Source organism: Pseudomonas sp. KH_024_B2 (assembly GCF_057839965.1).
This window is the reverse complement of sequence record NZ_JBYQPS010000002.1, coordinates 510,597-536,302: the sequence shown is the minus strand read 5'-3', so window position 1 is coordinate 536,302 and position 25,706 is coordinate 510,597. Positions and strand designations below refer to the sequence as shown.

The 25,706-nt window shown below is 51.5% G+C and carries 21 protein-coding genes and 1 pseudogene; 16 read left to right on the top strand and 6 right to left on the bottom strand.

Annotated features, from left to right (window positions below; genetic code table 11):
- Positions 1-7: 7 nt before the first annotated feature.
- From AC3I0A_RS29765 to AC3I0A_RS29715, 11 genes and pseudogenes are all read left to right on the top strand, one after another.
- Positions 8-481, top strand: a pseudogene (locus AC3I0A_RS29765) (TniQ family protein); the annotation flags it as partial.
- Positions 482-490: 9 nt separating this feature from the next.
- Positions 491-1,732 carry a TnsD family Tn7-like transposition protein gene (locus AC3I0A_RS29760; protein ID WP_238588335.1) on the top strand — a complete coding sequence of 414 codons (1,242 nt, stop codon included), beginning with the start codon at positions 491-493 and terminating at the stop codon, positions 1,730-1,732.
- 273 nt (positions 1,733-2,005) lie between these two features.
- Entirely contained in the window at positions 2,006-3,676 is a 1,671-nt protein-coding gene (locus AC3I0A_RS29755; RefSeq protein ID WP_489378714.1) for a TniQ family protein, read from the top strand.
- Positions 3,677-4,199: 523 nt separating this feature from the next.
- A complete protein-coding gene (locus AC3I0A_RS29750) occupies positions 4,200-4,592 on the top strand; it encodes a DUF6957 family protein (RefSeq protein ID WP_075946966.1) in 393 nt (130 codons plus the stop codon).
- 283 nt (positions 4,593-4,875) lie between these two features.
- Positions 4,876-5,133, top strand: a complete 258-nt coding sequence (locus tag AC3I0A_RS29745) for a BPSL0761 family protein (RefSeq protein ID WP_017341689.1) — start codon at positions 4,876-4,878, stop codon at positions 5,131-5,133.
- A 284-nt stretch (positions 5,134-5,417) separates the two neighbouring features.
- A complete protein-coding gene (locus tag AC3I0A_RS29740) occupies positions 5,418-6,311 on the top strand; it encodes a nucleoid-associated protein (RefSeq protein WP_017341688.1) in 894 nt (297 codons plus the stop codon).
- Positions 6,308-6,550, top strand: coding sequence for a nucleoid-associated protein (locus tag AC3I0A_RS29735; RefSeq protein ID WP_017341687.1), 243 nt, complete (start codon positions 6,308-6,310; stop codon positions 6,548-6,550). Before AC3I0A_RS29740 ends, AC3I0A_RS29735 begins: the two co-directional genes overlap by 4 nt.
- 2 nt (positions 6,551-6,552) lie before the next feature.
- Entirely contained in the window at positions 6,553-7,815 is a 1,263-nt protein-coding gene (locus AC3I0A_RS29730; RefSeq protein WP_017341686.1) for a hypothetical protein, read from the top strand.
- Between the two features lie 375 nt (positions 7,816-8,190).
- Positions 8,191-8,493, top strand: a complete 303-nt coding sequence (locus tag AC3I0A_RS29725; RefSeq protein ID WP_017341685.1) for a hypothetical protein — start codon at positions 8,191-8,193, stop codon at positions 8,491-8,493.
- Positions 8,494-9,206: 713 nt separating this feature from the next.
- Positions 9,207-10,532 (top strand): OprD family porin, encoded by a 1,326-nt coding sequence (locus tag AC3I0A_RS29720; RefSeq protein WP_017341682.1) that lies wholly within the window; start codon positions 9,207-9,209, stop codon positions 10,530-10,532.
- A gap of 710 nt (positions 10,533-11,242) precedes the next feature.
- The gene (locus AC3I0A_RS29715; protein ID WP_031319199.1) at positions 11,243-12,145 is read left to right on the top strand and encodes a group II intron maturase-specific domain-containing protein; all 903 of its coding nucleotides are present in this window, start codon (positions 11,243-11,245) and stop codon (positions 12,143-12,145) included.
- A gap of 163 nt (positions 12,146-12,308) precedes the next feature.
- On the opposite strand, the gene AC3I0A_RS29710 is transcribed toward AC3I0A_RS29715, so the two are convergent.
- From AC3I0A_RS29710 to AC3I0A_RS29690, 5 genes are all read right to left on the bottom strand, one after another.
- The gene (locus AC3I0A_RS29710; RefSeq protein WP_017341680.1) at positions 12,309-12,641 is read right to left on the bottom strand and encodes a DUF2790 domain-containing protein; all 333 of its coding nucleotides are present in this window, start codon (positions 12,639-12,641) and stop codon (positions 12,309-12,311) included.
- 142 nt (positions 12,642-12,783) lie between these two features.
- Positions 12,784-12,981 (bottom strand): co-regulatory protein PtrA N-terminal domain-containing protein, encoded by a 198-nt coding sequence (locus tag AC3I0A_RS29705; RefSeq protein WP_017341679.1) that lies wholly within the window; start codon positions 12,979-12,981, stop codon positions 12,784-12,786.
- 143 nt (positions 12,982-13,124) lie between these two features.
- Positions 13,125-16,298 carry a CusA/CzcA family heavy metal efflux RND transporter gene (locus tag AC3I0A_RS29700; protein ID WP_017341678.1) on the bottom strand — a complete coding sequence of 1,058 codons (3,174 nt, stop codon included), beginning with the start codon at positions 16,296-16,298 and terminating at the stop codon, positions 13,125-13,127.
- Between the two features lie 26 nt (positions 16,299-16,324).
- Positions 16,325-17,560, bottom strand: a complete 1,236-nt coding sequence (locus AC3I0A_RS29695; protein ID WP_017341677.1) for an efflux RND transporter periplasmic adaptor subunit — start codon at positions 17,558-17,560, stop codon at positions 16,325-16,327.
- Between the two features lie 88 nt (positions 17,561-17,648).
- Positions 17,649-18,935, bottom strand: a complete 1,287-nt coding sequence (locus tag AC3I0A_RS29690) for a TolC family protein (RefSeq protein WP_017341676.1) — start codon at positions 18,933-18,935, stop codon at positions 17,649-17,651.
- A 255-nt stretch (positions 18,936-19,190) separates the two neighbouring features.
- On the opposite strand from AC3I0A_RS29690, the gene AC3I0A_RS29685 reads away from it, so the two are divergent.
- The 5 genes from AC3I0A_RS29685 (at position 19,191) to AC3I0A_RS29665 (ending at position 25,163) form a co-directional block, all read left to right on the top strand.
- Complete coding sequence (locus AC3I0A_RS29685) at positions 19,191-20,171, top strand: IS5-like element ISPre1 family transposase (RefSeq protein WP_011077862.1); 981 nt, start codon at positions 19,191-19,193, stop codon at positions 20,169-20,171.
- Between the two features lie 326 nt (positions 20,172-20,497).
- Complete coding sequence (locus AC3I0A_RS29680) at positions 20,498-21,172, top strand: heavy metal response regulator transcription factor (protein ID WP_017341675.1); 675 nt, start codon at positions 20,498-20,500, stop codon at positions 21,170-21,172.
- Entirely contained in the window at positions 21,169-22,566 is a 1,398-nt protein-coding gene (locus tag AC3I0A_RS29675) for a heavy metal sensor histidine kinase (protein ID WP_017341674.1), read from the top strand. The genes AC3I0A_RS29680 and AC3I0A_RS29675 overlap by 4 nt, the downstream gene beginning before the upstream one ends.
- Before the next feature lie 513 nt (positions 22,567-23,079).
- Entirely contained in the window at positions 23,080-23,754 is a 675-nt protein-coding gene (locus tag AC3I0A_RS29670) for a heavy metal response regulator transcription factor (RefSeq protein WP_017341673.1), read from the top strand.
- Positions 23,751-25,163: a heavy metal sensor histidine kinase gene (locus AC3I0A_RS29665; RefSeq protein WP_489378710.1), complete on the top strand. Its 1,413-nt coding sequence runs from the start codon at positions 23,751-23,753 to the stop codon at positions 25,161-25,163. Before AC3I0A_RS29670 ends, AC3I0A_RS29665 begins: the two co-directional genes overlap by 4 nt.
- A 41-nt stretch (positions 25,164-25,204) precedes the next feature.
- Here AC3I0A_RS29665 and AC3I0A_RS29660 read toward each other — a convergent pair whose 3' ends face one another.
- Positions 25,205-25,504, bottom strand: a complete 300-nt coding sequence (locus tag AC3I0A_RS29660) for a DUF2790 domain-containing protein (protein WP_031319196.1) — start codon at positions 25,502-25,504, stop codon at positions 25,205-25,207.
- Between the last annotated feature and the right edge of the window lie 202 nt (positions 25,505-25,706).

Genomic DNA, 25,706 nt, shown 5'->3' with positions numbered 1-25,706 from the left:
TGACGAAATGGGGCTCAAATTCCATTTCTTTCCGGCCGTGTTTCACGATGAGACGCTTCACAGCGTCCTTTCAAGATACGCCCGGCTCTGTGGCGTACGTAGCTGCGGAGCAGTTTTCGATGGAGCGCAGTCCGCAAACTTCTTCTCGCAGAACGTGGCTTTTCCATGTCGACTAGCTGAGCTTGCCGAGGCGCTGCCGTGCGGCACAGGCTTATCGCTAGCCGGGGTTATAAAGCGCCATACGCAGCTGCCCTACTACGAACCTTTTTTGACCCAGCAACAAGTGGACGACGCCAATACCTTGATGGCGGGAAATGGCGAGGGGTTGATGCTAAGGTTGGGGTTAATCGCGAGTCGACTCGAGTTCGCTTCGAGAGTGCGATTGTGCTTCGACTGTATCAACCAGGACATGGCCTGTGTGGGAGCAGCGTACTGGCACCGTGTGCATCAGCTTCCAGGCGTTTTGATCTGTCCACACCATGGAACCCCGTTGAAGTTCCTTGATTACCGCTGGTTGAGCCGAAATTCTCGAAGAATGCACTTGCCGGACGATGAGGACGTTCAGTCTCACTCCATTTCGTTAGACATCCCTCAAAATCTACAAAGTGCTCTGCACGAAATAGCACGGCGTTCGATGCAGGTGCTTGAGACCGATGTTCCTCCATTATCTCCTGATGCGATTCGATCGGTGTTTCTGGATAGCGCTATTGCCTTGGAAATGGCTTCCGACACTGGTCGGCTGCACTTAGGCAGATTGGCGCGGCACATGTCTGCGTTCTTTGAGGCTCTCCCCTCCTTAGGGGAGTACTCGATACTGAGCAAATCGTCTGCGGATATACCGGCGGCCTGGGTTGTGAAGCTTTTGCGTAAGCCGAGGGGCACCCATCATCCGCTGAAATTTATCCTGCTGGCCTGCGCGCTGAAGGTCGACATGGAAAGGATACTGCGGCAGAACGGGCCTATTACCGGGCCGCTTAACCGAACAGGCAATACCGAAACTTCTAGGGATAGCGCGGCCAACGGACCTCAAATCCATGGGGCAAGCGCCAATGAGTATATGAGTGAGGCATCTGAAGCGATCTGGACGCGGGCACTCTCGGGGGCTGACGCGAAGACCATAGCGTCAGAAACGGGGAGCTCGGTTGCGTGCGTTTACCGAGCGATACGCACGATTTCGGATGGACCAGGCCGATGGAAAGAGGCGAGGCTTTCGAAACAGCTGGGTGATAGGAGGAATCGATTTGAGGGGGACTACATAGCTCGCCTAGCTCATGAGTGTCGAGATTATGTGTGGCTTCATCGAAACGATCGGCAATGGCTGTCCGAGCGTACACAAGAGCTAGGTAAAGCCCACAGACCATGTGGACAGCAGGCAGAAAGATTCAAAGACCTCGACCGTAACCTTGCCAACGAAGTGGTTCAATGCGCTGAAATGTTACGAACGCTTCCAGGAAAACCTGTCCGTATCTCACGGACAAAAATAGGCAGAGAGCTTCATATGTTGTCTAGGTTTGAAAAACAGCTCAACAAGCTGCCGCACTGTGCAGCTGCCCTAGCAGCCGAATGCGAAACCCTGGATGCATTCCATAGGAGGCGTTTGAGCTGGGCAGAGCGTAAGCTAAAACTGGACGGCAAACCAATTACTCAATCATCGATATATCGAACAGCGTGTATCAGAAAACCGCGCACAGGGGGACTGCATTCTGATTCTCGTATGGATATTGTTCTGTAACTCCGTCGCCAGAAGCCCCGTAAATGAGCAGTGCGTAGATTCCCTGTGTGAGGTTTTGGCGAAGCAATACACGAAGGGTATTTATATGTGTTCGGTATTATATTGTGAAACCGAATAAAAATGGGCTGATTTTTTAAAGTAGTAGTTGGTGGCTGTTAGCTACTGTGTTGCGTTCATAAAAATCCTTGCCTGGGTACAGGGTGATATGTGATAAAAGTACTCCTTCACAGGACTTGCGTCCTACCTGAACCCACGCTAGAAAGTCGGCTAATCATGTCCAGCATTCTTTTTTTTCCAATATCGATGCCCGACGAGACCCTGTTATCTCGTATTACGAGGTACCATTTTTTGTCCGGAAACAAAACCGAGGCAGAAACGTTTCGTGATCTTTTTGACGTTGCCCCATTTCAACTTTCGTTTATACCAAAGCAATTAGGGAATCTTGCGTCTCGATTACCTGGAGTTAAAGAAAGCAACTTTAATGAATTGCTTGAAATTAATACTTATTTTCCTGCATACAAGCCTTTTATAGGGTTATCAAAAGACCCATCTAAGGAACGGGACAGAGTTTTGTCAGATGTTGCTCGTGTGCCTAGGTGGGAGGGCACTAAAAATAGCAGAGCAAAGATTTGCTTAGCCTGTGTGCAAGCCGACATCATAGAGTCAGGTTACGCATATTGGCACCGAGCTCATCATGTACCGGGCGTTACGGCCTGCTGGCGGCACGGCGAGGAACTTCTTCAATCTTGTCCGAATTGTTCTCACCCTTTCTTTCGTAGAAACAAGTTATTACCTAATTTAACCGAAGATTGTGTTTGTGGGTGGAACGCTATTAAACCTGCGAACCGTTTACTAGCCTCATCTGAAGAACGAGAGTACGCAGTTTTTGTAAATGATATTCTGCAACGCAATCTGCCATCGGTGGATTATAAGATTTTGGCTGCCTATTATCGACGTCAAGCAAAGAAGCGTGGGTTTGTTCATGGGAATCTGATTGGCACTGCTAAATTATTTAGCAGTATTCGTGATAAGTTTGGCGATGATACTATTTCGAAAATTGACCTAGCATACGCAGCCGGTATCCGACGTCAATGGATTCGGCTATCGACAACAAGAGGTCAAATCGATATGCCGCTGGCGCGGCATCTTCTAATATCTCTACATCTATTTGGTAGTGCAGAAAAATTTGAGAAATGCTTGGCAGAAGAGTCTCTACTTACTAGCTCGGCAAACCCGACGGTTCGTCTAAAAGAGAAAGCTTTGCCAGAAAGTAAAAAAAAGGCTTATCGAGAAAAAATCTCAATACTACTTGAGGTTAAGCCAGGTATTGGTATGGACTATCTTTGGGTCAATGCTTATCAAGTAACACGCTGGCTCAACGAAAACGATAAAGACTGGTTATTGAGTGAAATTACAAGGGACGTAAAGCAGAAGAACAGTGTCGAGTCGGTGGTGAGCGATGAGGACGAAAAATACGCAACTATTCTTAAAGAAGGCGTTGAGAATTTGTACCGCATCGCCCAAAAACAGGTTCGAGTAAATATCGGTAACATGCTTGCACTTTTGCCGCGAAAAGTAAGTAGGGAGCGTGCGACTCGTAAGTCTTTTCCGTTGGTGTCAGAACAACTTGAGCTTCATCTAGAATCTCTTTGGCATTTCCGGTTACGGAGAATGATATGGACGATGTCGGAGATCGCGAGGCTTAAGTTACCCCCAAACAGCTCCAGCTTAAAATTATTGACTACAGTACCTCATGTGGCTTGCCAAGCTCTCATAAATCACTTCGAGTGGGATTTAGACAACATGGTTAAGGAAGGTATTGATGGTGAAGTTATGCTTAGAAATACCGGCGTCTCGCGGCAATGGGAAGGGCCACCAGGTTATGATATTCCCATGGGTGGCAATGCATACATGGAGATGATCGCGTCCAATTCAAAGCTCTAGTAGATATTTTTATGGAATGGCACAGTACTGCTGTGGATCCGATGATCTCTGAGGCGTATTGCTGGGCAGTGGATGTCACTATTTATACCGACGCCAATTGCATATCGACGGGGCATTGGACGCGCCGATATCGCCCCACTCAATGCCGCAGACGTCAGCATTCATGACGCCCCGGCTTCACTCCCATTTGCACCGATCCCGAAGTGGGATTCAAGCATGGGCAATGGTATGACGTCGGTAACTGGCGTAAGCCACTCCAGCCGGCGACACCACCGATCGAAATAGTGGTGTTCAGTGAGGCGAGAGATACGTAGAGCTGTAGGTCTTGAAAACGTGAACCCGCGATCAGAGGTATCGCGGGGTGAATCAGACCATAGCGACCGGGCTAAGCATCAGCTTTCGAGGAGATGAGTCAAATTTTGCGTGCTGTTCATCGCGTTTAGACTAGGCGCTTTACGCGCAGCTATGCTGACTGGTGTGATTGATTATTCGACTCGATTTTTGAGGTGAGTCGGAGGGACGAATGAATCTGGCGGGCCTAGTCGAACTGCTTTCCGGTGGCGAAAGATTACCTGGATGTGAGCTAGCTCATTCAGACGCCGTGGCTCTGGTCGGATTTTACTTCCCTGGACGCGCCTATTGCCTAGTCGCTGATTGGACAGTGGTTGATATAGCGGTCTCCCCCCGTCAGTTAAAGGCCGTTGTGAGAAGAGGAGTCACTCCCACTTTGGTCAACGCTTTATGTGTTATCCACGATAGCAAAGGACGTTTCCCTCGCGGTCATTGGGTAAGAACTTCATTGGGGGTTTCGTTCACCCATGATTGCCTGTTCGAGACAAAAAACACCGTTTATGTGTTGATGGGACCCGGTCGAAGGGTACGAACAGACCTGGACGTCGCGCAGAGCCTGTACTGAAAGTCACTGGTGCGCAATGTGGCAGTCATCGACGTTCAGCGTTTTAGGTTTCGTCCGCCTCAGCCATCCCTATATTTTTCCGGTGCTTACCAAGACATAGTGTTGGCCACGTATCAGCAATCGCCCCCTAGAACCTGGCTGTATAAGGGGTGGCCTGTCTACTTCAGAGGAGCCGAGCGGCGTGCTTGCTATAATTCAAACGAATGATTCACACTCCCAGAATCCATCGGCGATGGCGGTGGTTTTCTAAGGTTAAGCGCAAATTCTAGCGGAGTGGCAACACATGACCATGCCCTGCGAGCGTACCCGGAGTATCGTCCAAACAGGCGAGTTCTTGCGTGAGCTGTCCAGAGATCAGACCCTCCCAGAATCTGTTCGTCAGCAGGCAAAACGCCTCCTGCGGCATTACCCAGAACCATGGGTGATCTTTGGGATCGGCTCCTTCGAAGAGTTGCTTCAAACAAAGGATCCGAGCGATCCAACGCGAGAGTTCGCGATAGTGGTCCACACTCCCCAGTTGAGCTCCAGCACTGACGGATAAGGTTGGAAAAACTTCCTCAGACTGAGTCTATGATAGAGACCATGGTCTGTGGCAATCCGAGATGGTGCTGTCCGCGCTTCAACGCTCCGACCCTCGTGTTGATGAACGGTATAGATCATTATGCTGTATGTATGTACAGTTAATGGGTTCTTACGGTCTTACTCATTGCCTAAGTGTTGAAGCCCTTGGGCGGTGTCACGTGCCGAGATAAGCCCTGAAGTTTGTTGGGTAAGGTGTTATTTTCAGTGATTCCATATTGATACTATCGGAACGGAATTCGACCTATGATCACACTGAAAACTGCCATTATTCACAGCTTCAAGAAGCTGGCCAAGACCAGCTATATCTCCGAGGTGGTCAAGAAGGATGTGGCGCTCGATACTGAAAATCCTGCGTTGCATTTTCTGGTCAATGGCATCCACGGCCTCATCGGCAAAGAAGGCAACAGCGTGGTCTATGGACAGTTTGCCAATGATGACCGTCAGGGGCCGTTTCCAGAGCGCTTCACCGCGTTCGTAGAAGTACAAGATGATAAAGCGCAATTTATCGACTTGACCCACTTGGCAATGGACCAACTGGTGGAGCAAGCCGGTAATCAAGTCTTGTCGACTGGTGGACACATCCTTTGCGCCCAGTACACCTCGGGCGCAACCGACTTTTTCCTGGTCGCCAGCATGAAGGAGCGCGGTGGTATTCAGCTGGACGAAAACTATGTGCCGAAGGAAATTCAAGAAGTCGATCTCAACAAGGTTCAGCAGGCCGCCAGGATCAACTTGGCTAGCTTCGTGGCCATAAAGGCTATGGCTGCTGCGGCCGCTGCTGCGCCTGAGCAGAATGAGGATGACGCGGAGGATGAAGTGGATTCAACCTACCTGTGCTTCATCAGCCGCGGCCGTGATAGTCAGGCATCTGACTATTTCATTTCTGCACTGGGTTGTGCGAAAGGAGTGGCCTCCGGACGCGCTACCAAAAATGCCATTGATAACATTGCCCGGTTTTTTCGCGACAACAAAGCGTTAAAAAGCTTTGGTTATAAGGCCAAAGAGGCGGTGATCAAATATCTGGAGGAGCAGTTGGCCGCAGGCAAGTCCGCGCGCCTGGACGCCATCTGCCACGTCGCTGTCGCACACGTACCCGCTGACTTAGTGGATGAAATCGTTGGGTTGAAGGATATTTGAATAGTGAGAAACATAAGGTGCCGGACGACTTTACGGTCAATGCGAAATCGCTGAAAGAGAAGACCCGTATCAAGGGGGACGCTGCTAACTGGTCGTTGCAATTCGAGCGTGGAGCGTTAGGTAAGGATCCGGCCGCAGACGTTTACTATGATGAGGGGCGGAAGAAGTTGACCCTGTCCAATCTGACTGCCGAACTGGTTGGTGTGATCGAGAAAGAATTGCTGGCTAGGGCTGGCTAAAAATGTTTTCCAATGTGGTAGCTCTCTACCGTGCCCTCGGAGCGCCCACCATTGAGGATGGGGTCATCCGCTATGAGGGGAGGCCAACGCCCGACATTATCGGTGCGTTGCGAATGTGTGATGACCTGCCCGCAGCCTATGGCAAGTTCGAGCATTGCTCTGAAGAAGCTGACTCTCTCGATATTGAGTTTCGCTTGCCATCGAACGAGTCGGGCCGGTTCTACCCGAACTTAGGCGAGTTTGTCGCTCGCAATGGCTCATTGGGCAAGGGCCAATTTCCGAGTAACGTGTACATTGTTGAGCTCAGTTGGGCGGATAGTGATGACACCGAACCTTCGGCGATTAAGGCGCTCAGGCGCGTCTGCCGGCTGATCGAGCTGCTTGCACTGCTAGCGATCGGCGTCGACAAAGACAGCAGTCCAGATGGTTATAACCTGTTTTTTGCCTTGCCTCCTGATGGGGCTAAGCCTCCGAGAACTTTTCTGTTGCCTACCCAGGTTGACGTCAAGGTTCTTGACTATGAGCTCAACCACCTGAGCTTGTTGGAAGAAATACTCAATCGAAAAAACGAAAACAAGGCGCACCTCTCCGAACGAAAATTGATGATTCGGATGGCGGTGGCGAGCGTCATCGAGAAGTTTGAGAGCGAGCCGAATCTGTTCTTGGTGATCGTGCGGGAGTGGCGGGAGGTCCTCGCCACGTACCGTGCGAATCTGCAAACCTACGTCTATAGCTTCTCGTTTGAGAGAGCCCGGCGCGAGGTGGCCCAGGCTGAAATCGACTATGGCACTAAGCTTAGCGGGGTACTGGGCGACATCGCGGGCAAGATGCTTGCCCTGCCGATATCGTTGGCGGGTCTGGTTGTGCTGGAGAAAACAACCTCAAAATTCGAAGGTTTTATTCTTGTCCTTGGGCTGGCAGTGGTCTCTGTGGTTCTGCTTGCGATCTTGCACAATCAAATGCTGCAAACAGAGCGCCTGCTACACAGTTTCAATGTCATCTTCGATGATTTTAAGGACAAGATAAAAACCTATCCCCCAAAACTTCAGGGCTTGCTCAGGATCACCATCGACCAGGTCGACAAGCAGGGCCGAACGCTAACTGGGACCTTTCGCTTGCTGAAGGGGCTGTCCTTGCTGCCAATCGTCGGGGCTTTGCTGCTGGCCTCGATAAAATACTGGGACGATTTCGTATGGCTATTGATGACCATCCTATCGGTCGTGTTTTCCGCGCTCAACGTAGTCCCGAACTTTCTCAGCCCGTAAAGGCTTTGCCTCATTTCTATGGAAAATTTTAAGGTGAAATTGGATTAGTAAGTTCAAACTGTTGAATAATGATCCACGCTGTCTTCAATTGCTCGAGGAAAAAATTTATGCTCGCAACAAACAGGTGGCGGCTGAGCACGCAGCATCCTCAACGGAGCTGGAGCGTGCGGCGGTTTTCATAAAGGCAGCGCTTTGCGGGAAATCTGGCTTATCCCTCGGCCACGTCGTTTTCAATCGTTCAGTGATAAACGTTAAGAGAGGAAAACCCACCATTTGAAACTCCTGAGGCCATCACAGTTGGCGGTCAGCAGGAGGTTGCCACGTAGTCTACGTATTGAAGGTCCCGCGTCTTACATTAGCGACGAGAAATCCCAGATGAGCGATGAACTGAATGAGGAGGATATGCGCTTGGCGCTATTCGGCTCCCCAAAACAATCCGACCCCGTAGTACTCGCAAAGCCGCAGCCGAGTCCAACGTCCCGACTAAACTCTAAACCGCTATCACCGAAGCTGAGGGTGACACTGCATGTTACCAAGGACTTCGAAGGCGACGTGAGCGTATTCATTTATGATGCGAACACGCTGAGTACTCTTGTCGCGGAACAAGATGCAAAAAATGAAGCTAAAAAGAAGAAATTCAAATATTTCGATGTGGTCTCGGTCAAACCCATCCAGTAACTATCGTATCGTTAAAGAACGTGCTTCATTACACTGCTCTTGCTCCCTATGCAATACCACTGACCAGCCAGTTGTTTTCTTGCAGACATTCGTTTGCATGTAACTTGACCAGTATGCGCCGTAATAGGGACTGGCTGATAAAGTCCAAAAGAAACAACTCCAGCAGTATTAAAAAATACTCGGTTTTTTGAACAAGCGGATGGGAAACCTCCACAACACTACATCCTGAATATTTCCGCTATCGCTGTCTCATTTTGGTTAGCGGCGAGCGCCTTCCGGGTACAGCTATTGCCGCATCCCAACTTGACCGCGGTCACTGCTTGAATCATATAAGGCTGTGTGATGGTCAGATTGGTCAGGTGAGCCAAAAATATAAACAATCTCGGTTCGACTTCGCTGTGACGATGCATCGAGAACTGGTTTCAGCTCCTGAGCATGCGCACTTTCAGGTGTTGATTCGTGCTGCTGGTTAAGAGTACTCCTGAGAAAAGCCCTAGTAAAGGTAGAGCCACCCATCGGTTGGGGGCATGCCGAAAAAGTTAATTTTGAAAAAACAGGCGAACATTACAGAATTGTAATTGTTCAATCATCTCCCCGTTATCTTCAAATTGCAACGATACAAGTCGGCGACGATACGGGGGCAGAAACTGCTCCCGTAAACAATAATTCCAGCCGAAGAGCTTTCTAGTTCTGCCGAACCTAAGGAGTGATTAATGGATAACAATACGAAATTTTCGATGGCCGCTTTGGCGTTGGTTGTCAGTTCTGGGCCTTCTATAGTGTTTGCGGAGGAAAAGACTGGGGGGTTTATCGAAGACAGCAGCCTTACCGTGCTCAATCGAAATTTCTACTTCAATCGTGATCATCGTAACGGTCAATCAAGCCCCACGGGCAATGGCTACTCCGAAGCCTGGTCGCATGCGATTATCAGTAAGTTCGAATCCGGATTTACTCAAGGCACTGTTGGCGTGGGTGTCGATGCTTTCGCGATGATCGGGTTGAAGCTTGATACGGGTGACGGTCGTAATGGCGGTCGTAGCTCGTTCGATGTACTACCTGTCAACGGTGACGGCGAAGCTCGAGATGAATACACGAAAGTCGGTGGCGCGGCCAAAGTTCGCGCTTTTGACACTGTGGTGAAAGTCGGTGATGTATTTCCCGCCAACCCTGTCGTGGCGTCTGGCGACTCAAGGCTTCTACCGGAAAGTTTCCGGGGTGTGACCGCGACCAATACCAGCATCGAAGGACTGACTGTTCAGGGTGGTCGCCTGCATGCTATGAGTCAACCAGTCTCCAGCAATATGCGCGACAATTTCGCGACCTTCTATGCGGGCCCCGTTAATTCGCCTTGGGTCGGCTATTTCGGTGGCGACTACACTGTGAACAAGAATGTCATCGTTAGTCTTTACTCCAGCCGTCTCAAAGACGCCTGGAATCAATACTATGCTGGCACCGGGTTGAACTACTCCTTGTCTGATGAGCTTTCCGTATTCGGCGGTGTGAATTACTATAAGGCAGTTGACGAAGGGAAAAAACTGCTGGGCGAGTTCGACAACAATATTTGGAGCGCTAAAATTGGCGTGAAGTATGGTGCGCACTCACTTGCACTTTCTCACCAGCGAAATAATGGTAACGACGACTTCGACTATCTGCGTCAGTCGGATTCCATCTTTCTCGACAACTCAATCCAGTACAGCGACTTCAACTCGCCAAAAGAACGTTCATGGATGGTTCGTTACGACCTCGACATGAGCTCGTATGGCGTACCCGGCTTGTCGTTTATGACACGTTATGGTCGTGGCACCGACGCTGACTACTCCAACGCTAACGCAACATACATGCGGCGCGATGCGGACGGGAACCCGTTGACCGATCAGAAACGTTGGGAGCGCGACATCGAAGTAAAATACGTCGTTCAGACAGGTTCCTTGAAAGATATGTCTTTCCGCTTGCGGCAAGCGAACACCCGTGCAACCGCATTTGAATCGGATTTGGATGAAGTCCGTGTGATTGTTGAGTACCCACTAGCGATTCTGTAATACCTGAACGGGATGATTCGTTCTTGACGAATATCCCGTTTTCGATAGAAAGATTTCAAAAATGTAATTTTTCAATCATCTCCACGTTAACTTAAATTGCTTATAGTGAGTGGGAGTTAATAGGAACCTAGCTAGCGCATCTGGTTGGATTCCTATAGACAAGTAGCTAGTCTGTGAAAATCTGAAACTCATTGCTGTTCAGTTAAAGCTCCAAGCTCACCTTTAGAAGCTCCTTTGGAAAAAGGTGAATTTTTAAGACGTCCCTCGGGACGTCTTTTTTATGCGTGCGCCAGGCATGGCGCGTTGCGCGCAAGCGCAACCAGCTTGGCTGTGTGGCCTCGCTGGTGACTTGGAGGTGAAAGTCCTCTACACACCCGGCAAGGGGAAGTGTTAGCCAGAGGCAAGGGTGTCGCGGGTGACCGCGAATCTGAAGGAAGCCCGAGGCAAAATGCTGGCCTGACGAACAGCAAGCGGATAGAGGCGGCGCAGCGGGGTAAAGGGGCGTGTTTCCCTAAAGCCCAATACTTGCACGGGACGCTGCGACGTAGATCCGACAGGCATAAGCAGGAAGGTCGCGCGAATTACCCTGGGAGATCTGCACGTTTGCCACAGTGCTACCGAGCGTCGAGAGGCGACGGGATGAACGTGCAGAAGTCAGCCGAGGCCGTAGTAAGTGGCGAATAAACCCGTCACCAAGGGCCGAACAAGTTATGCCGCCAGTAGGCGTCAAAGTCTCGTTGAATACCGAAATGCAGAAATTTCTCCAAGAGAAGACTGTTACTCCGAGTCCCGGACAGTATCCGAGGATGACGGCTGACAGCGCACAGGTATCGGCGGCGTCTGTGACGTGGACGAACGCGGAGCCGGACACGCTGATGGAGCAGGTGCTTGTACCGGCCAACCTTAGGCGTGCGTATCAAGGCGGCCCGCTCTCGCCGTTGCTGTCGAACATCCTGCTCAACGAACTCGACCGCGAACTGGAACGGCGAGGCCATCGCTTCGTGCGTTATGCCGACGACGCGAACATCTATGTGCGCAGTCAGCGAGCTGGCACGCGGGTGATGGCCGGTGTTGAGCGTTTCCTGAATCAGCGCCTGAAACTGACGCTGAACCGGGAAAAGAGCCACGTAGCACGGCCTTGGGTCTGCGACTATCTGGGTTATGGGATGAGCTGGCATCAGCAACCGAGGCTGAGAGTGGCGACGATGAGTCTGGGTCGCTTGCACGACCGGTTAAGAGACCTGCTGCGCGGGGCGCGGGGCCACAAGATGGCGAATGTCATCGAACGAATAAACCCTGTGCTGCGCGGGTGGGCAGGCTATTTCAAGCTCAGTCAGAGCAAACGGCCACTTGAGGAAATTGACGGCTGGGTACGACGCAAACTTCGCTGCGTCGTCTGGCGTCAATGGAAGCGGCCCTCAACGAGGGCACGTAACTTGATGCGCCTGGGGCTTAGCGAAGCTCGCACCTGCAAATCAGCCTTCAATGGCCGAGGCCCATGGTGGAGCTCGGGAGCATCTCATATGAATCAGGCGCTGCCGAAGAAGCTATGGGATCAACTTGGGTTGGTCTCGGTACTGGATACGATAAACCGGCTTAGCCGCATAGCTTGAACCGCCGTATACGGATCCGTACGTACGGTGGTGTGAGAGGACGGCGGATGTAAATCCGCCTCCTACTCGATCCGTTAAAACACGAGCATATAAAAAACGCCCGATACCTCTAAGTGTTGAGGTTAATCGAGCGTTATAAATCCCTCTGACAGCAGCATAGCTGCTAGCCGCCTCGTTTACGACACTCTCCAGCCACAGTGTACCTAATTGTATTTAGCTGTCCTTTTGAATCTTCATAGGTCATTGCGGCGGGCACCACTGCGCAGACTTTTGCAGGCCGCACCACACTGATAACCTTCACAACATCCACCTTCATCCCGTACTCGTATTCTTTCGACACAGGGGCGCTTTTCCCCTGGCTAATTGCATACTGCTCCATGGCTTTAGCATTCGCCACCATCATCTTTTCAAAGGCTTTGTCTCCTCCCCCTTCCGCCAGTACGAGAGAGGATAACGTCAGAGCTCCAGCGAAAGTAATAATACTCATGAACTTCATATTTAGTACCTCATATATTAACTGTTACAAGGATATCAATTCGAACATTGCGATGGCGTGGCGGCTAGGTTACGAATGTGTAATAAAGCCGTAAAAAAAACCGCCGCCGGAAACCGGAAGCGGTTTTTTATACGCAGTACTACTACATTTTACCTGTCTCATCTTTAGCATCACTTGAAACCACGGGAACGCTCTTCCCTTCTCTAGCAACATATGCCTCCATTGCCACATCTCGCGCCGCCATCATTTTTTCGAAGGTTCTGTCCCCCCCACCTTCGGCTAAAGCAACTGAAGAAAGGATTAAAGCACCCGCAAGAGCGCAGATTTGAGCAATTTTCATACTGACACCTCATATAGTTAACGCTAGTAGGGTATCAATTCGAACCTATCAACACGGTGGCGCCAAGATTACAGATTCGTTATGTAGCTCACATAAAAAAGCCCACTATCGAATCTCGATAGTGGGCTTTTAAAACTAAAGAATTATACGGCTTCTATTTTATCGTCTTCGTCTTCGGCTTCTTCCTCGTCTCGGCGGTGCGCCCATTGATAAAGCGCAGGCAATATCAGCAGGGTCAACGCAGTTGAGGATAGGATGCCCCCGATCACCACGGTAGCCAGGGGTCTCTGGACCTCTGCCCCCGTTCCGGTGGCCAGTGCCATCGGAATAAAGCCAAGAGAGGCCACCAGAGCTGTCATCAACACTGGGCGCAACCGGGTAAGAGCCCCTTCATTGATTGCGGAACTCAACGAATGTCCTTCCTCCCGAAGATTGCGGATGAACGCAATCATCACCAGACCATTCAGCACCGCCACGCCCGACAACGCGATGAAACCAACACCTGCCGAGATCGACAGCGGGATGTCTCGGAGCCATAAAGCCATGACTCCCCCCGTCAACGCGAATGGAATACCGGTGAACACCAATAGGCCATCCTTGAGGTTGTTGAACATCATGAACAAGAGTGCGAACACCAAGAGCAGGGCCACCGGGACTACAATCTGTAGTCGCTTGGCAGCGGATTGGAGCTGCTCGAACTGTCCTCCCCAGTTGGTCCAGTAACCGGCCGGGATCTGCACTTCTTTATCAATGGCGCTACTGGCCTCCTGTACAAATGAGCCGATATCACGCCCACGCACGTTGGCGCTGACGATCACCAGACGTTTGCCGTTTTCACGACTGACCTGGTTAGGTCCCAACACTAGATCGAGGCTAGCCACCTCTGAAAGAGCAATAAACCCGATCTGATCGGCATTGGTGTTAAGCAGCGCCGGTACCGGGATTAGCAGTGTGGACAATCCCTCGAGATCCTTACGCATGGCGTCGGATAAACGCACCACCATGTCGAATCGGCGGTCTCCCTCATACATCGTACCGGCTTGACGACCACCGACCGCCACCGCAATGGTGTCTTGTACGTCGCCAACGTTCAGTCCGTAACGGGCGGCTTTGTCACGGTCGATGTTGATGGTCAGTACCGGCAGTCCCGACGTTTGCTCGACTTTGACCTCGGAGGCACCATTGATCTTCTGCATGGACGCGGCAATTTTTGCAGCGGTGCTGTTAAGCACCGCCATGTCATCACCGAAGACCTTCACTGCCACATCACTGCGTACGCCTGAAATCAGCTCGTTAAAACGCAATTGAATAGGCTGAGAAAGCTCATAGTTGCTTCCGGGCATGGCGGCTGTAGCTTTTTGGATATCGGCTATCAACGCCTCCCTGGATTTATTCGGATCAGGCCATTGATTCTTCGGCTTGAGCATCACGTAGCTGTCAGAGATGTTTGGTGGCATTGGGTCTGAGGCAATTTCTGCTGTACCAGTACGAGCAAACATCCGCTTGACCTCCGGTACCTTTGCTAACACAAGTCTTTCCAGACGTTGCTGCATTTCTACCGATTGCGTCAGGCTGGTACCTGGTACACGCAGTGCTTGCAACGCGAAATCCCCTTCACTGAGGCTCGGCACAAACTCGCTGCCCATTCGACTGGCGACCACACCGCACACCGCGATAACGGCTAGTGCTATGGCGAATGCCATTGATCGATGGCCCATGACCCATTCTAGCGCTGGCGCATACACCCGACGGGCGCTACGCATGATGATGTTCTCTTCTTCCTTGACCTTACCGGTGACGAACATCGCAATCGCCGCCGGGACAAAGGTCACCGACAACAGCATCGCGCCGAGCAAGGCAATCACCACAGTAAACGCCATCGGATGAAACATTTTTCCTTCGACGCCGGTGAGGGCAAAAATCGGTAGGTACACGACCATGATGATCAACTGGCCGAAAATCAGCGGTCGGCGTGCTTCCTTGGCCGCCGCGAACACTTCGTGAAAGCGTTCGGAGCGGGTGAGGATGCGTCCGTGGTGTTGCTGTGCATGGGCCAGACGACGGATGGCGTTTTCGACAATGACCACCGCGCCATCAACGATGATGCCAAAGTCCAACGCTCCGAGGCTCATCAGGTTGGCGCTGACCTTGTTGGTAAACATGCCAGTGAATGTGAATAGCATCGCGAGCGGGATCACCATGGCAGTAATCAGAGCCGCGCGAATGTTGCCAAGGAACAGGAACAGAATCGCGATCACCAGGATCGCACCTTCAATCAAGTTCTTCTTAACGGTGGCAATTGCCTTGTCCACCAAATTGGTACGGTCATAGACGGTGACTGCCACCACCCCTTTTGGCAGTGAGCGGTTGATTTGCTCAAGCTTGCTAGCAACGGCTTGGGCCACGGTGCGGCTATTCTCACCGATCAGCATGAACACTGTGCCGAGCACCACTTCACGACCGTTTTCGGTCGCTGCCCCCGTGCGCAATTCACGGCCGATGTCCACGGTTGCGACGTTCTTGACACGGATGGGCGTACCGTCGACGTTGGCCATGACGATATTGGCGATATCTTCGGTGGTCGCTACTTGGCCAGGTGCGCGAATCAGTAACTGTTCGCCACTGTGCTCGATGTAACCGGCACCGACGTTGGCGTTGTTGCGCTCCAGCGCTGTAACAAGGTCAGTCAGCGTAAGCTTGTAAGCCGCCAAGCGTTTTGGATCGGGCGCAATCTGGTACTCCTTGGCGAACCCGCCAATGGTATTGATTTCGGCGACCCCGGGAACATTGCGCAGCTGAGGCTTGATGATCCAGTCTTGGATCACCCTCAGGTCGGTCGGCGTATAGGGACTGCCGTCCTCCTTGACGGCACCTTCTTCAGCCTCGACCGTCCACAGGAAAATTTCACCCAGACCGGTTGAGATCGGCCCCATGACGGCTTCCACCCCCTCGGGTAGTTGCTCCTTGGCCACCTGCAACCGTTCGTTGACCAATTGTCGGGCGAAGAACAGGTCAGTGCCTTCCTTGAAGATCACTGTGACTTGCGACAAACCCGAGCGTGACAGCGAGCGAGTTTGTTCTAGAGCCGGCAAACCAGCCATTGCAGTTTCGATGGGAAACGTGATGCGCTGCTCGGTTTCCAGTGGTGAAAAACCTGCTGCCCCTGTGTTGATTTGCACCTGGACGTTGGTGATATCGGGAACGGCGTCGATCGGCAGCTTCTGGTAGCTGGCTATACCGAGGCCGGCCATGAGGAGAACCGCGAGCAGCACGATGATGCGCTGCTCGATGGCAAATTGGATCAGGCGTTCGAACATGAGAACCTTCTCGTGGAAGTGGCGGATCAGTGGGCGTGTTCAGCCGAGGCTTTACCCAGTTCTGATTTCAGAATGAAACTGCCGGCAGCGGCGACTTGAACACCGGGCTCCAGGCCCTCCGTGATCTCGACCAGACCCGCCGAACGGCCACCTGTCTCCACTGGCTGAGCTTTAAACCCGTCGTCCGTTCGAACGAAAACAGTTTGCGTGTCCTCGACCGTCTGGATAGCCGCTTCTGGTACTGCGACCTTTGTTTGCCGAGTATCAGTGTCAACCTGCACGGTCACGAATAGCCCGGGACGCCATGCACCTTGTGGATTGGCCAAGGTCACGCGGACCGTGGCTGTACGAGTTTGCTCGCCCAACAAACTGCCGACATAGGCCACGGTTCCAGTGACTTCGGCATTCAGTTCCGACGCACTGACCGTGACCGACTTGCCCACCAGTACCTTGTTTAAATCCTTTGGCGAGACACCAAAGGTCACCCACACACGCGACAAGTCGGAGAGGGTGAAGGCATTAGTGGTTTCGCTGACAACCTCACCGAGGCCCAAGTGTTTCTCAACGACAACCCCGTCAAACGGCGCACGCAATTCATATCGGTTACCCCCGCTGGTGACCGAGCTGCCACTGAGTACGCTGATTTTTTGTCGAGCATTGCTGAGGGCGATTTCGGCTTCTTGCAAAGCCTGGCGGGCTTGCAGGAAATCCTGTTCGGCAGAGATTTTGTCCTGCCATAACTGTCGCTCTCGCTCGTAGGTAGTACGGGCCAACTCAAGACGACGTTGCGCCGCGGCTTGTTCACTACGCTGATCAGAAATTTGTTGGCTGGCGATCACGGCCAGCAACTGGCCTTTTTTCACCGGTTGACCAAGATTGACATGGACCGACTCGACGACACCGGGTACACGGGGCACCACATGTGCAGTGCGGTCTTCATCAAAACGGATTTCTCCAGGAAAGGGCAATGAAAGGCTAATACTCTGCGCCTTGGCTTCGACCAACTGGATGCCGGCTGAGCTGATCTGCTCTTCGCTCAGAGTCAAGTGACCTTCTTCCGCTTCGCCTTCGGCGTGTTCGCCCTCGGCTGATTTTTTGCCAGTAGTTTCATCGCCGTGATCGTCATGGCCTTTGCCCTCCTGAGCCTGAGCCTGAGCCTGAGCCTCGGCTGAGGGCACCGATGGGCTGCCCATCCACAACGAGCCGATGCCTATACCCAACGTCAAGGTCAGTGCAGTGACGAGAATTAGTTTTTTATCCATGGAAACTCCCTGCGCAGCCCAGTCGGCAGTCACGGATTACCGTGGTATTGCGATGCTGAGCAGCGGTAAAAAAAGCGTTATATGAAATTCACGGAGTGCGAGTGAGAAGGGCGACATCTCCGAAAATTCGCTCGATGCGCACCCAGGCGTCTGTCGCCTCGGCGATAGCCTGGATGTATTGCGTGCGGGCGCTAATCAAGGTGCGCTGAGCATCGAGTACGTCGAGGAAGTTAAACTTGCCCATTTCGAAACCTCGGGTAGCGGTGTCGACGGCACTTTTCGCGGCAGGCAGGATGGTTTGATTGAACGACGCGACTTCAGTGTTAGCCGTCATCCACTGATCCAGGGTGGTCTGGATTTCTGTGCGCAGGCGTAACTCACTGGCGTTACGAAGGTCGCGGGCTTGATCGGTACGGCGGGCAGCGGCTAGTACGTTGCCCTGGTTACGGTTAAACAATGGGATGGGCATAGACAGCCCCACGACATTCACCCGCTCGCGCTCGCGCTCGTCGTATTGGCTCCCGATACTCACGGTGAGGTCGGGAATTCGCTGAGCCTTCTCCAGGCCAAGGGAGGCTTCCCGCTGATCTATTTGCAGTTTTGCCAATCGTAGTTCCGCGGTTTCACCTATGCGATTAAGCAGCAGTGACGAATCCGGTACGGTTGGCATCGACCGGCCTGGATCACCCACAGACACGAATGCAGGCAAAGGCGCGCCCATGACCTGAGCGAGTCGCTGGTAGGCACTGGCCTCATCCCGCTCAGCCCGCCTCAGCTCCAGACGCACTTCTGATAGCTGAACCTCTGCGCGAGTACCTTCAACGGGTGAGGATTTACCACTCTTGATGCGACCTTGAGCTACACGCAAACCGCGCTCGGCGAGCTCAAGTGATTGACGTGATAACAGCAGCCTTTGCTGAGCCGTCGAGGAGCTGTAAAACGCCTGAATGACATCGGCACGCAGAACATTGCGTTTGCGGTCCAATTCAATACCGGCCGCGTCTTGAGCTCGACTGGCCACCTCGATCCTAGCCCCGCGCTTACCGCCAAGCTCGATCGGCTGGTTGATCATTACCGTCGTAGTGCGCGAGTTTCGCCGAGTATCTTCAGCCTCCCAGGAAACCTCAGGGTTAGGGATCAACCCTGCCTGCTGTCGCTCTCCCTGAGCAATACCAGTCTCCCATTGAGCGGCCGCCAGATCAGGGTTATTGGCAAAAGCGGTTTCAAGCGCCTGATCCATTGTTAGCATTTGAGCGGTCGCCGCAAACAAAGGACTAGTCAAAAGCGCAAGGATCGAAATGAGACCTGCTCTTAGCATGGTCTTATGCGTGATTGGGTGAGCAATAAACTTTCTACGCCGAAGTAATTCCATCATTCCTTAAAACCTTTAAAACAAAAAGAATTTCCCATGAGGCAAATGTAATTCTCCGCACCTATCAACAAGGTGACTGAAAAATTACAAATACGTTATCCAGCGGAAAAACCTCAATTAATGCATTAGGATGAAGTCAACAAGTGCTCGCACCAAGAAACAACCCGAAACAAAAAAAGGGAGCCGAACCTAGGGAAACTCTGAAGAAGACTTCCAGATTTTGGCAAAATACCCGGATTCCACCCGCTGAGTTTCCCCATGAAGCAGATGACCTTCGCTGACGCCGAGTACGCCGGTAAGCGCAAACAAACCCGCAAAGAGTTGTTCCTGATCGAGATGGATCGGGTGGTGCCGTGGAAGGGTTTGATTGCCTTGATCGAGCCGCATTATCCCAAGGGTGAAGGCGGTCGTCCGGCCTATCCGCTGATGGCGATGCTGCGCGTGCACCTGATGCAAAACTGGTTCGGTTACAGCGATCCAGCGATGGAAGAGGCGCTGTACGAGACCACCATCCTGCGCCAGTTCGCGGGGCTGAGCTTGGAGCGTATCCCCGATGAAACCACCATCCTCAACTTCCGTCGTTTGCTGGAGAAGCACGAACTAGCCGCCGGCATCTTGGCTGTCATCAATGGCTATCTGGGCGACCGAGGGCTGTCGCTGCGCCAAGGCACGATCGTCGATGCCACGCTGATCAATGCGCCGAGTTCGACCAAGAACAAGGACGGTAAGCGCGACCCGGAAATGCATCAGACCAAGAAGGGTAACCAGTACTACTTCGGCATGAAGGCGCACATCGGTGTCGATGATGAGTCGGGCTTGGTGCACAGCGTGGTGGGCACGGCGGCCAACGTGGCCGATGTCACCCAGGTCGATAAGCTGCTGCACGGCGATGAGAACATGGTCGGTGCCGACGCGGGTTACACCGGCGTCGAGAAACGCCCTGAACATGAAGGCCGGGAGGTCATCTGGCAGATCGCCGCCCGCCGTAGTACTTACAAGAAGCTTGATAAGCGCAGTGCTTTGTACAAAGCCGCGCGCAAGATTGAGAAGGCCAAGGCTCAGGTACGAGCCAAGGTCGAGCATCCGTTCCGGGTGATCAAGCGCCAGTTCGGTTATGTGAAGGTGCGCTTCCGTGGTCTGGCGAAGAACACGGCGCAACTGGTGACGCTGTTCGCGCTGTCGAACCTGTGGATGGCGCGCCGACATTTACTGGCGAATGCAGGAGAGGTGCGCCTGTAATGTGGGAAATGGCTGCCGCGAGGTGCTCGCGGCGGCTAAAAACACAGAAATAAGCGGGTGATCTGAGCGTTTTTGATCGATTTGCCGCTTTTAAAATCGGCAGGGGCTGAAGTCAGCCAGAAATACACAACTACTTCAGACCATCCCTAGTACTTTAGGAGGTCAAGGAAACATGACGAACCTTGCAAAGCTTTAAAAAGACCATATTGCGAAGAAAATTAAAGATGTAGCCAGAATCGAAACATTTATACAGATTAATAAAGCCCTTAAACCATGTTTAACGAGCATCCAATCATTCCGATACATTTACCAGAGGGTGAAATCCTATGCGAATCCTTGTGATAGAGGACGAGCTGAAGACTGCTGAGTACTTACATCAAGGCCTGACTGAAAGTGGCTATATTGTAGACTGCGCATCGACCGGGGCTGATGGACTCCATCTAGCACGTCAGCAAGCTTATGATCTGGTAATACTAGACGTAAATCTACCTGAAATTGACGGTTGGGACGTTCTTGAAAATATTCGGCAGACTAGTAGCACTCGGGTAATGATGCTGACTGCAAGAGGGCGTCTGGCAGACAAAATCAAAGGATTGGATTTGGGAGCCGATGATTACCTGGTCAAGCCATTTGAATTCCCTGAGTTGCTTGCAAGAGTACGCACTTTAATGCGTCGCAGCGAACATGTTCCAGTTCCAGAGGTATTAAAAGTCGCTGACCTTGAACTTGATCAAGGCAGACATCGCGCATTCCGCGGAAAGCAACGCATAGATCTGACGACAAAGGAGTTCGCGCTGCTTCATCTGTTGATGCGTCAATCAGGAGAGGTGTTATCTCGCACTCAAATTATCTCTTTAGTGTGGGATATGAACTTTGACTGCGACACAAACGTTGTCGAAGTTTCGATACGAAGATTGAGAGCAAAAATAGATGATCCATTTGAAACAAAATTAATACATACCCTTCGTGGCGTAGGCTATGTATTGGAGGCGAGGAAATGAAACCGGTCAGCCTATCGATGCGGCTGGGGTTGACAGTTAGCATTATGGGAGCGGTACTAGTAGTGCTGTTAGCGATACTAGCTTTTTTAGCGCTTACTCACGAACTTGATTCGCGCGCAAAAAATAGCTTAGAGAAGAAGATGAGTCAGATTGAGCACAGTCTACTGATGGATATCAGTACCCGTGACATGAGTTTAAAACCACACGTGCTATTAGATCAAGTGCTGGGACACGACAATCTTAACCTGACCATCTTTGATGATGACAACATGAGTGAACCTCTGCTGAGTTTTGGAGCAGATATACCTGAAGTATCTACGAATCAAGCCGGAACAGCCGCCAGTAATAAGCTGTCGTACTACTCCCCAGCCGAAGAGTCCGGAATCCACATCCTCACCGCCTCTAAGCTCATGAAATTAAAGGATGGTGAGTTCGTATCGGTCCTACTGTCTATTGATCGCTCGAATGATGAAACGCTATTGAGCGCCTACCTGAGTTCGACCATTGTAGCGGTTCCACTGTTGCTGATTCTGATTGGTTTCAGCGCCTGGGCTATTGTGCAACGAGGCTTATCCCCCCTCCGGGAATTCCGGAAAGTTGCAGCAATGGTGTCGGCCCAGGATTTAAGTCATCGACTCTCAGTTGTCAAGATGCCCCAAGAACTCAGTGAGCTTGCTCACGGTATAAACTTCATGCTGCACCGTCTTGACGGCGGAGTTCAACAACTATCGCAATTTTCTGATGACTTGGCGCATGAGCTGCGGTCACCGATTACGAACCTTATGGGGAAAGCTCAGGTAACACTTTCTCGAGAACGCCCGGCAAAAGAGTACAAGGCTGTTTTAGAGTCATGCACCGAGGAACTAGGACGAATCACCAGAATTGTTTCAGACATGCTTTTCTTGGCCCAAGTAAGTCATCCGGCTGCACTCGTGCCGTTTGAAAGCATTTTACTAGAGGATGAAGCGCTAAAAGTCATCGACCTTTTTTCTCTATCGGCTGAGGAAAAGAGCGTTGGTATAACTGTCAGCGGATGGGGCAAAGTTTTAGGTGATCGACTCATGATTCAACGGGCTATTTCCAATCTTTTATCAAATGCCATTCGTCACTGCCCAGCAGGGCAGTCCATTGCTATAGCGATTGAAACGCAAACTGAAAAAGTCTCACTATCAATAAGTAATCCTGGGGTAGGAATTGAGCACCAGCACTTGTTCCATATTTTCGATCGTTTCTATCGTGTAGATAACAGTCGCTCACGAGCTGAAGGTGGTACTGGATTAGGGTTGGCCATTGTCCGATCCATCATGAGTCTTCACCAAGGAACGGCAGAGGTCAAAAGTATGTCGGGTCATCCGACAGTCTTTCGACTTACATTTCCAAAATATAATGCGTAAAGTAAACTAATAGACCACAAATCGGGGAAGTGTTTTTAGTAAGACTTTAACTAAAATCAAAACAAATAGAAAACAACCTAAGAGTGCGACTCCGAAATCCTTAGAGCATAGATAGGGTGGGATATTTGCACATAACAAAGCGAGATCAACTCCCCTTGGTACATCCTGCCACTCCTCCCCAACGCGTGCGGCATTAAATTGACTGCCTGTACCGTAACACTTCGAAACGATTGCCTATAGATATCAGCCAAGCGGAGCTTGGCTTCAGACTGAAATAAATGTAAGAGAACCGCGCTTTAACACACCTGCGACATATGGTCGCAAATACTTTTATTGTAAAAGCTCTTCCTCCTGTTGACCCTGTAGCAGCTTCAGGCTTGATACTGGACACTTGAGCAATGCGCGGTTTTGAGATCTTTATGATCGAATAGTTCTACATCATTTCTTAGTCGGGCATTTAAGTAAACTTCGAAATTTCATTATTCAATTCATATTACATAGGGCGGCACTACCATGCGAATGCTTGTAGTTGAGGATGAGCTTAAAACTGCCGAATACCTGCATCAGGGTTTGACTGAAAGCGGCTATATAGTAGATCGGGCGGTGAATGGCACGGATGGACTTCACCTTGCGCGTCAACAAACCTACGACTTGGTAATACTTGACGTCGATCTACCACAACTTGATGGCTGGGGTGTACTTGAGCAACTGCGCCAAAGCAGTAACACCCGGGTCATGATGCTGACCGCTCGCGGGCGCCTGGCGGACAAGATCCGCGGCCTCGACCTGGGGGCTGATGACTATCTGGTCAAGCCATTCGAGTTTCCAGAACTGCTGGCCCGGGTACGAACCTTGATGCGTCGCAGCGAACACGTTCCCGTCCCGCAGGTCTTGAAGGTCGCTGACCTGGAACTCGACCAGGGCCGCCATCGGGCCTTCCGGGGCGAACAGCGCATCGACCTGACGACCAAGGAGTTTGCCTTGCTGCACCTGTTGATGCGTCAGTCGGGTGAGGTGCTTTCCCGTACCCAGATCATTTCATTGGTCTGGGACATGAACTTCGACTGCGACACCAATGTGGTCGAGGTTTCCATCCGCCGCCTGAGGGCCAAAATTGATGATCCTTTTGACAACAAGCTAATCCATACCCTGCGCGGCGTTGGCTACGTGCTGGAGGCCCGGGAATGAAGTCGGCAAGCCTGTCGACGCGGTTGGGTTTAGCGGTGAGTATCCTGGGCGCATTGTTGGTGTTATTTCTGGCGGTTCTTGCATTCATCGCGCTAACGCATGAGTTAGATAAACTGTCAAAAGACAGCCTGAGCGAGAAAATGCGGCAAATCGAGCACAGTCTTTCGCTGTATGAAAAACCTGTCGACATCAAAATCAAACCGCACGTATTGCTGGATCAGGTGATGGGGCATGACAACCTGAACCTTACCATTTATGACCTGAAGAATATGAGGACGCCGCTCTTAAAGTCCGGCTCTGGCTTGAAGGACCCCAGGGTGGAGTTGAAGGCGGCAGGGTCTGCCACCGTCAATGTGTCGTACTCCCCAAGCATCGATGATCAGGGCCGGCACTTCCTGACTGCGTCCAGACTTATCCGCTTACCGAACGGTACGAATATCGCCGTATTGCTGTCGATTGATTGCGTCAACAATGAAGCGCTGCTCAGCACATATCTAAGCTCGACGATCATAGCGTTGCCACTGCTGCTGCTTCTTATCGGCATCAGTGCCTGGGCAGTGGTAAAACGGGAGCTCGCGCCGCTGCAGGAGTTTCGCAAGGTGGCCGCCATGATCTCTGCTCAGGACCTCAGTCACCGACTCTCGGTGGTCAAGATGCCACAGGAGCTCAGTGAACTGGCCCGTGGCATCAACTTTATGCTGCACCGACTCGACAGCGATGTTCAGCAGTTGTCGCAGTTCTCCGATGACCTGGCCCACGAACTGCGATCGCCCATTGCCAACCTGATGGGCAAGGCCCAGGTGACGCTGTCCCGGGAGCGGCCTATTGAGGAGTACAAAGCAGTCTTGGAGTCCTCCACCGAAGAGCTTGGGCGCGTAACCCGGATTGTCTCGGACATGCTTTTCCTAGCGCAGGTCAGTAATCCCGCTGCGCTGGTCCCGTTTGAGACCATTGCGCTGGAGGATGAAGCCTCGAAGGTCATCGATCTGTTTTCCCTGTCGGCGGAAGAGAAACATGTCAGCTTGAGCGTTACGGGCAGTGGGTCGACCATTGGTGATCGGCTGATGATTCAGCGGGCAATTTCCAACCTGATGTCCAACGCAATACGCCATTGTCCAGCAGGCCAAGCCATCTCAATCACCATCGAAGTCCATGCCACAGAAGTCTCGCTACTTGTAGCCAACCCAGGCGCAGGTATTGAACCTCAACATCTGCCGCACTTATTCGATCGCTTTTATCGAGTCGACACCCATCATTCTCGCACTGAAGGCAGTACCGGGCTTGGTTTGGCCATTGTGAAATCGATCATGAGTCTGCATCAGGGAGTGGCAGAGGCTAAAAGCTCCCCCGGTAATATCACGACCTTCAAGCTCGGTTTTCCAAACATCCATGGACAAGCCAGCTGGTGACACCAACCATTGAAAAAACAGCCCTTATTCACGTCATCCGTTCATTCGTGCGTGTTACGACACACACCCATAATTTGGTATTCAATAGTGTGAAGCTTTCCAGCTGAGTCCTCATAGGTCATTCGAAAAGGTACAATGTTGCAAGAGCGAATTGGTGGGGTCGTACTCACCACTTTTGCGATATCAAGCTTCATTCCATCACGATATTTCTGAACTTCCGGAGCTGTCTTGCCTTTTTGGGCTGCGTAGGCTGCCTTTTTTTTCTGATTTGCTTCCATGGCGTTGTCGTTGCGATCACCACGGCTTTCAGCGAATGTTATCGAAGACAATGATAGCGTCAGCGCAACAGCACTTAATTTTAAGCGCTCATCGCAGAGTCTCTTTGAAGTGGTTACAAAGCTGTTAAACTTACGTAAGTTTAACGAGATAAACCTTTCTGACTCATTTTAGAAAAATTACTTATTTGTAATTTCCACCCGTTAGCCTCAAAAGCTTAGTGAGGTATCAAAATCAGCCAGGCGCAGTACCGTCCCACCCAGGAGC

Excerpts from the sequence above, each read along its gene's own strand:
- AC3I0A_RS29755 (WP_489378714.1), top strand. The coding sequence starts at position 2,006 with ATGTCCAGCATTCTTTTTTTTCCAATATCGATGCCCGACGAGACCCTG.
- AC3I0A_RS29750 (WP_075946966.1), top strand. The coding sequence starts at position 4,200 with ATGAATCTGGCGGGCCTAGTCGAACTGCTTTCCGGTGGCGAAAGATTA.
- AC3I0A_RS29745 (WP_017341689.1), top strand. The coding sequence starts at position 4,876 with ATGACCATGCCCTGCGAGCGTACCCGGAGTATCGTCCAAACAGGCGAG.
- AC3I0A_RS29740 (WP_017341688.1), top strand. The coding sequence starts at position 5,418 with ATGATCACACTGAAAACTGCCATTATTCACAGCTTCAAGAAGCTGGCC.
- AC3I0A_RS29730 (WP_017341686.1), top strand. The coding sequence starts at position 6,553 with ATGTTTTCCAATGTGGTAGCTCTCTACCGTGCCCTCGGAGCGCCCACC.
- AC3I0A_RS29725 (WP_017341685.1), top strand. The coding sequence starts at position 8,191 with ATGAGCGATGAACTGAATGAGGAGGATATGCGCTTGGCGCTATTCGGC.
- AC3I0A_RS29720 (WP_017341682.1), top strand. The coding sequence starts at position 9,207 with ATGGATAACAATACGAAATTTTCGATGGCCGCTTTGGCGTTGGTTGTC.
- AC3I0A_RS29715 (WP_031319199.1), top strand. The coding sequence starts at position 11,243 with ATGCCGCCAGTAGGCGTCAAAGTCTCGTTGAATACCGAAATGCAGAAA.
- AC3I0A_RS29710 (WP_017341680.1), bottom strand. The coding sequence starts at position 12,641 with ATGAAGTTCATGAGTATTATTACTTTCGCTGGAGCTCTGACGTTATCC.
- AC3I0A_RS29705 (WP_017341679.1), bottom strand. The coding sequence starts at position 12,981 with ATGAAAATTGCTCAAATCTGCGCTCTTGCGGGTGCTTTAATCCTTTCT.
- AC3I0A_RS29700 (WP_017341678.1), bottom strand. The coding sequence starts at position 16,298 with ATGTTCGAACGCCTGATCCAATTTGCCATCGAGCAGCGCATCATCGTG.
- AC3I0A_RS29695 (WP_017341677.1), bottom strand. The coding sequence starts at position 17,560 with ATGGATAAAAAACTAATTCTCGTCACTGCACTGACCTTGACGTTGGGT.
- AC3I0A_RS29690 (WP_017341676.1), bottom strand. The coding sequence starts at position 18,935 with ATGATGGAATTACTTCGGCGTAGAAAGTTTATTGCTCACCCAATCACG.
- AC3I0A_RS29685 (WP_011077862.1), top strand. The coding sequence starts at position 19,191 with ATGAAGCAGATGACCTTCGCTGACGCCGAGTACGCCGGTAAGCGCAAA.
- AC3I0A_RS29680 (WP_017341675.1), top strand. The coding sequence starts at position 20,498 with ATGCGAATCCTTGTGATAGAGGACGAGCTGAAGACTGCTGAGTACTTA.
- AC3I0A_RS29675 (WP_017341674.1), top strand. The coding sequence starts at position 21,169 with ATGAAACCGGTCAGCCTATCGATGCGGCTGGGGTTGACAGTTAGCATT.
- AC3I0A_RS29670 (WP_017341673.1), top strand. The coding sequence starts at position 23,080 with ATGCGAATGCTTGTAGTTGAGGATGAGCTTAAAACTGCCGAATACCTG.
- AC3I0A_RS29665 (WP_489378710.1), top strand. The coding sequence starts at position 23,751 with ATGAAGTCGGCAAGCCTGTCGACGCGGTTGGGTTTAGCGGTGAGTATC.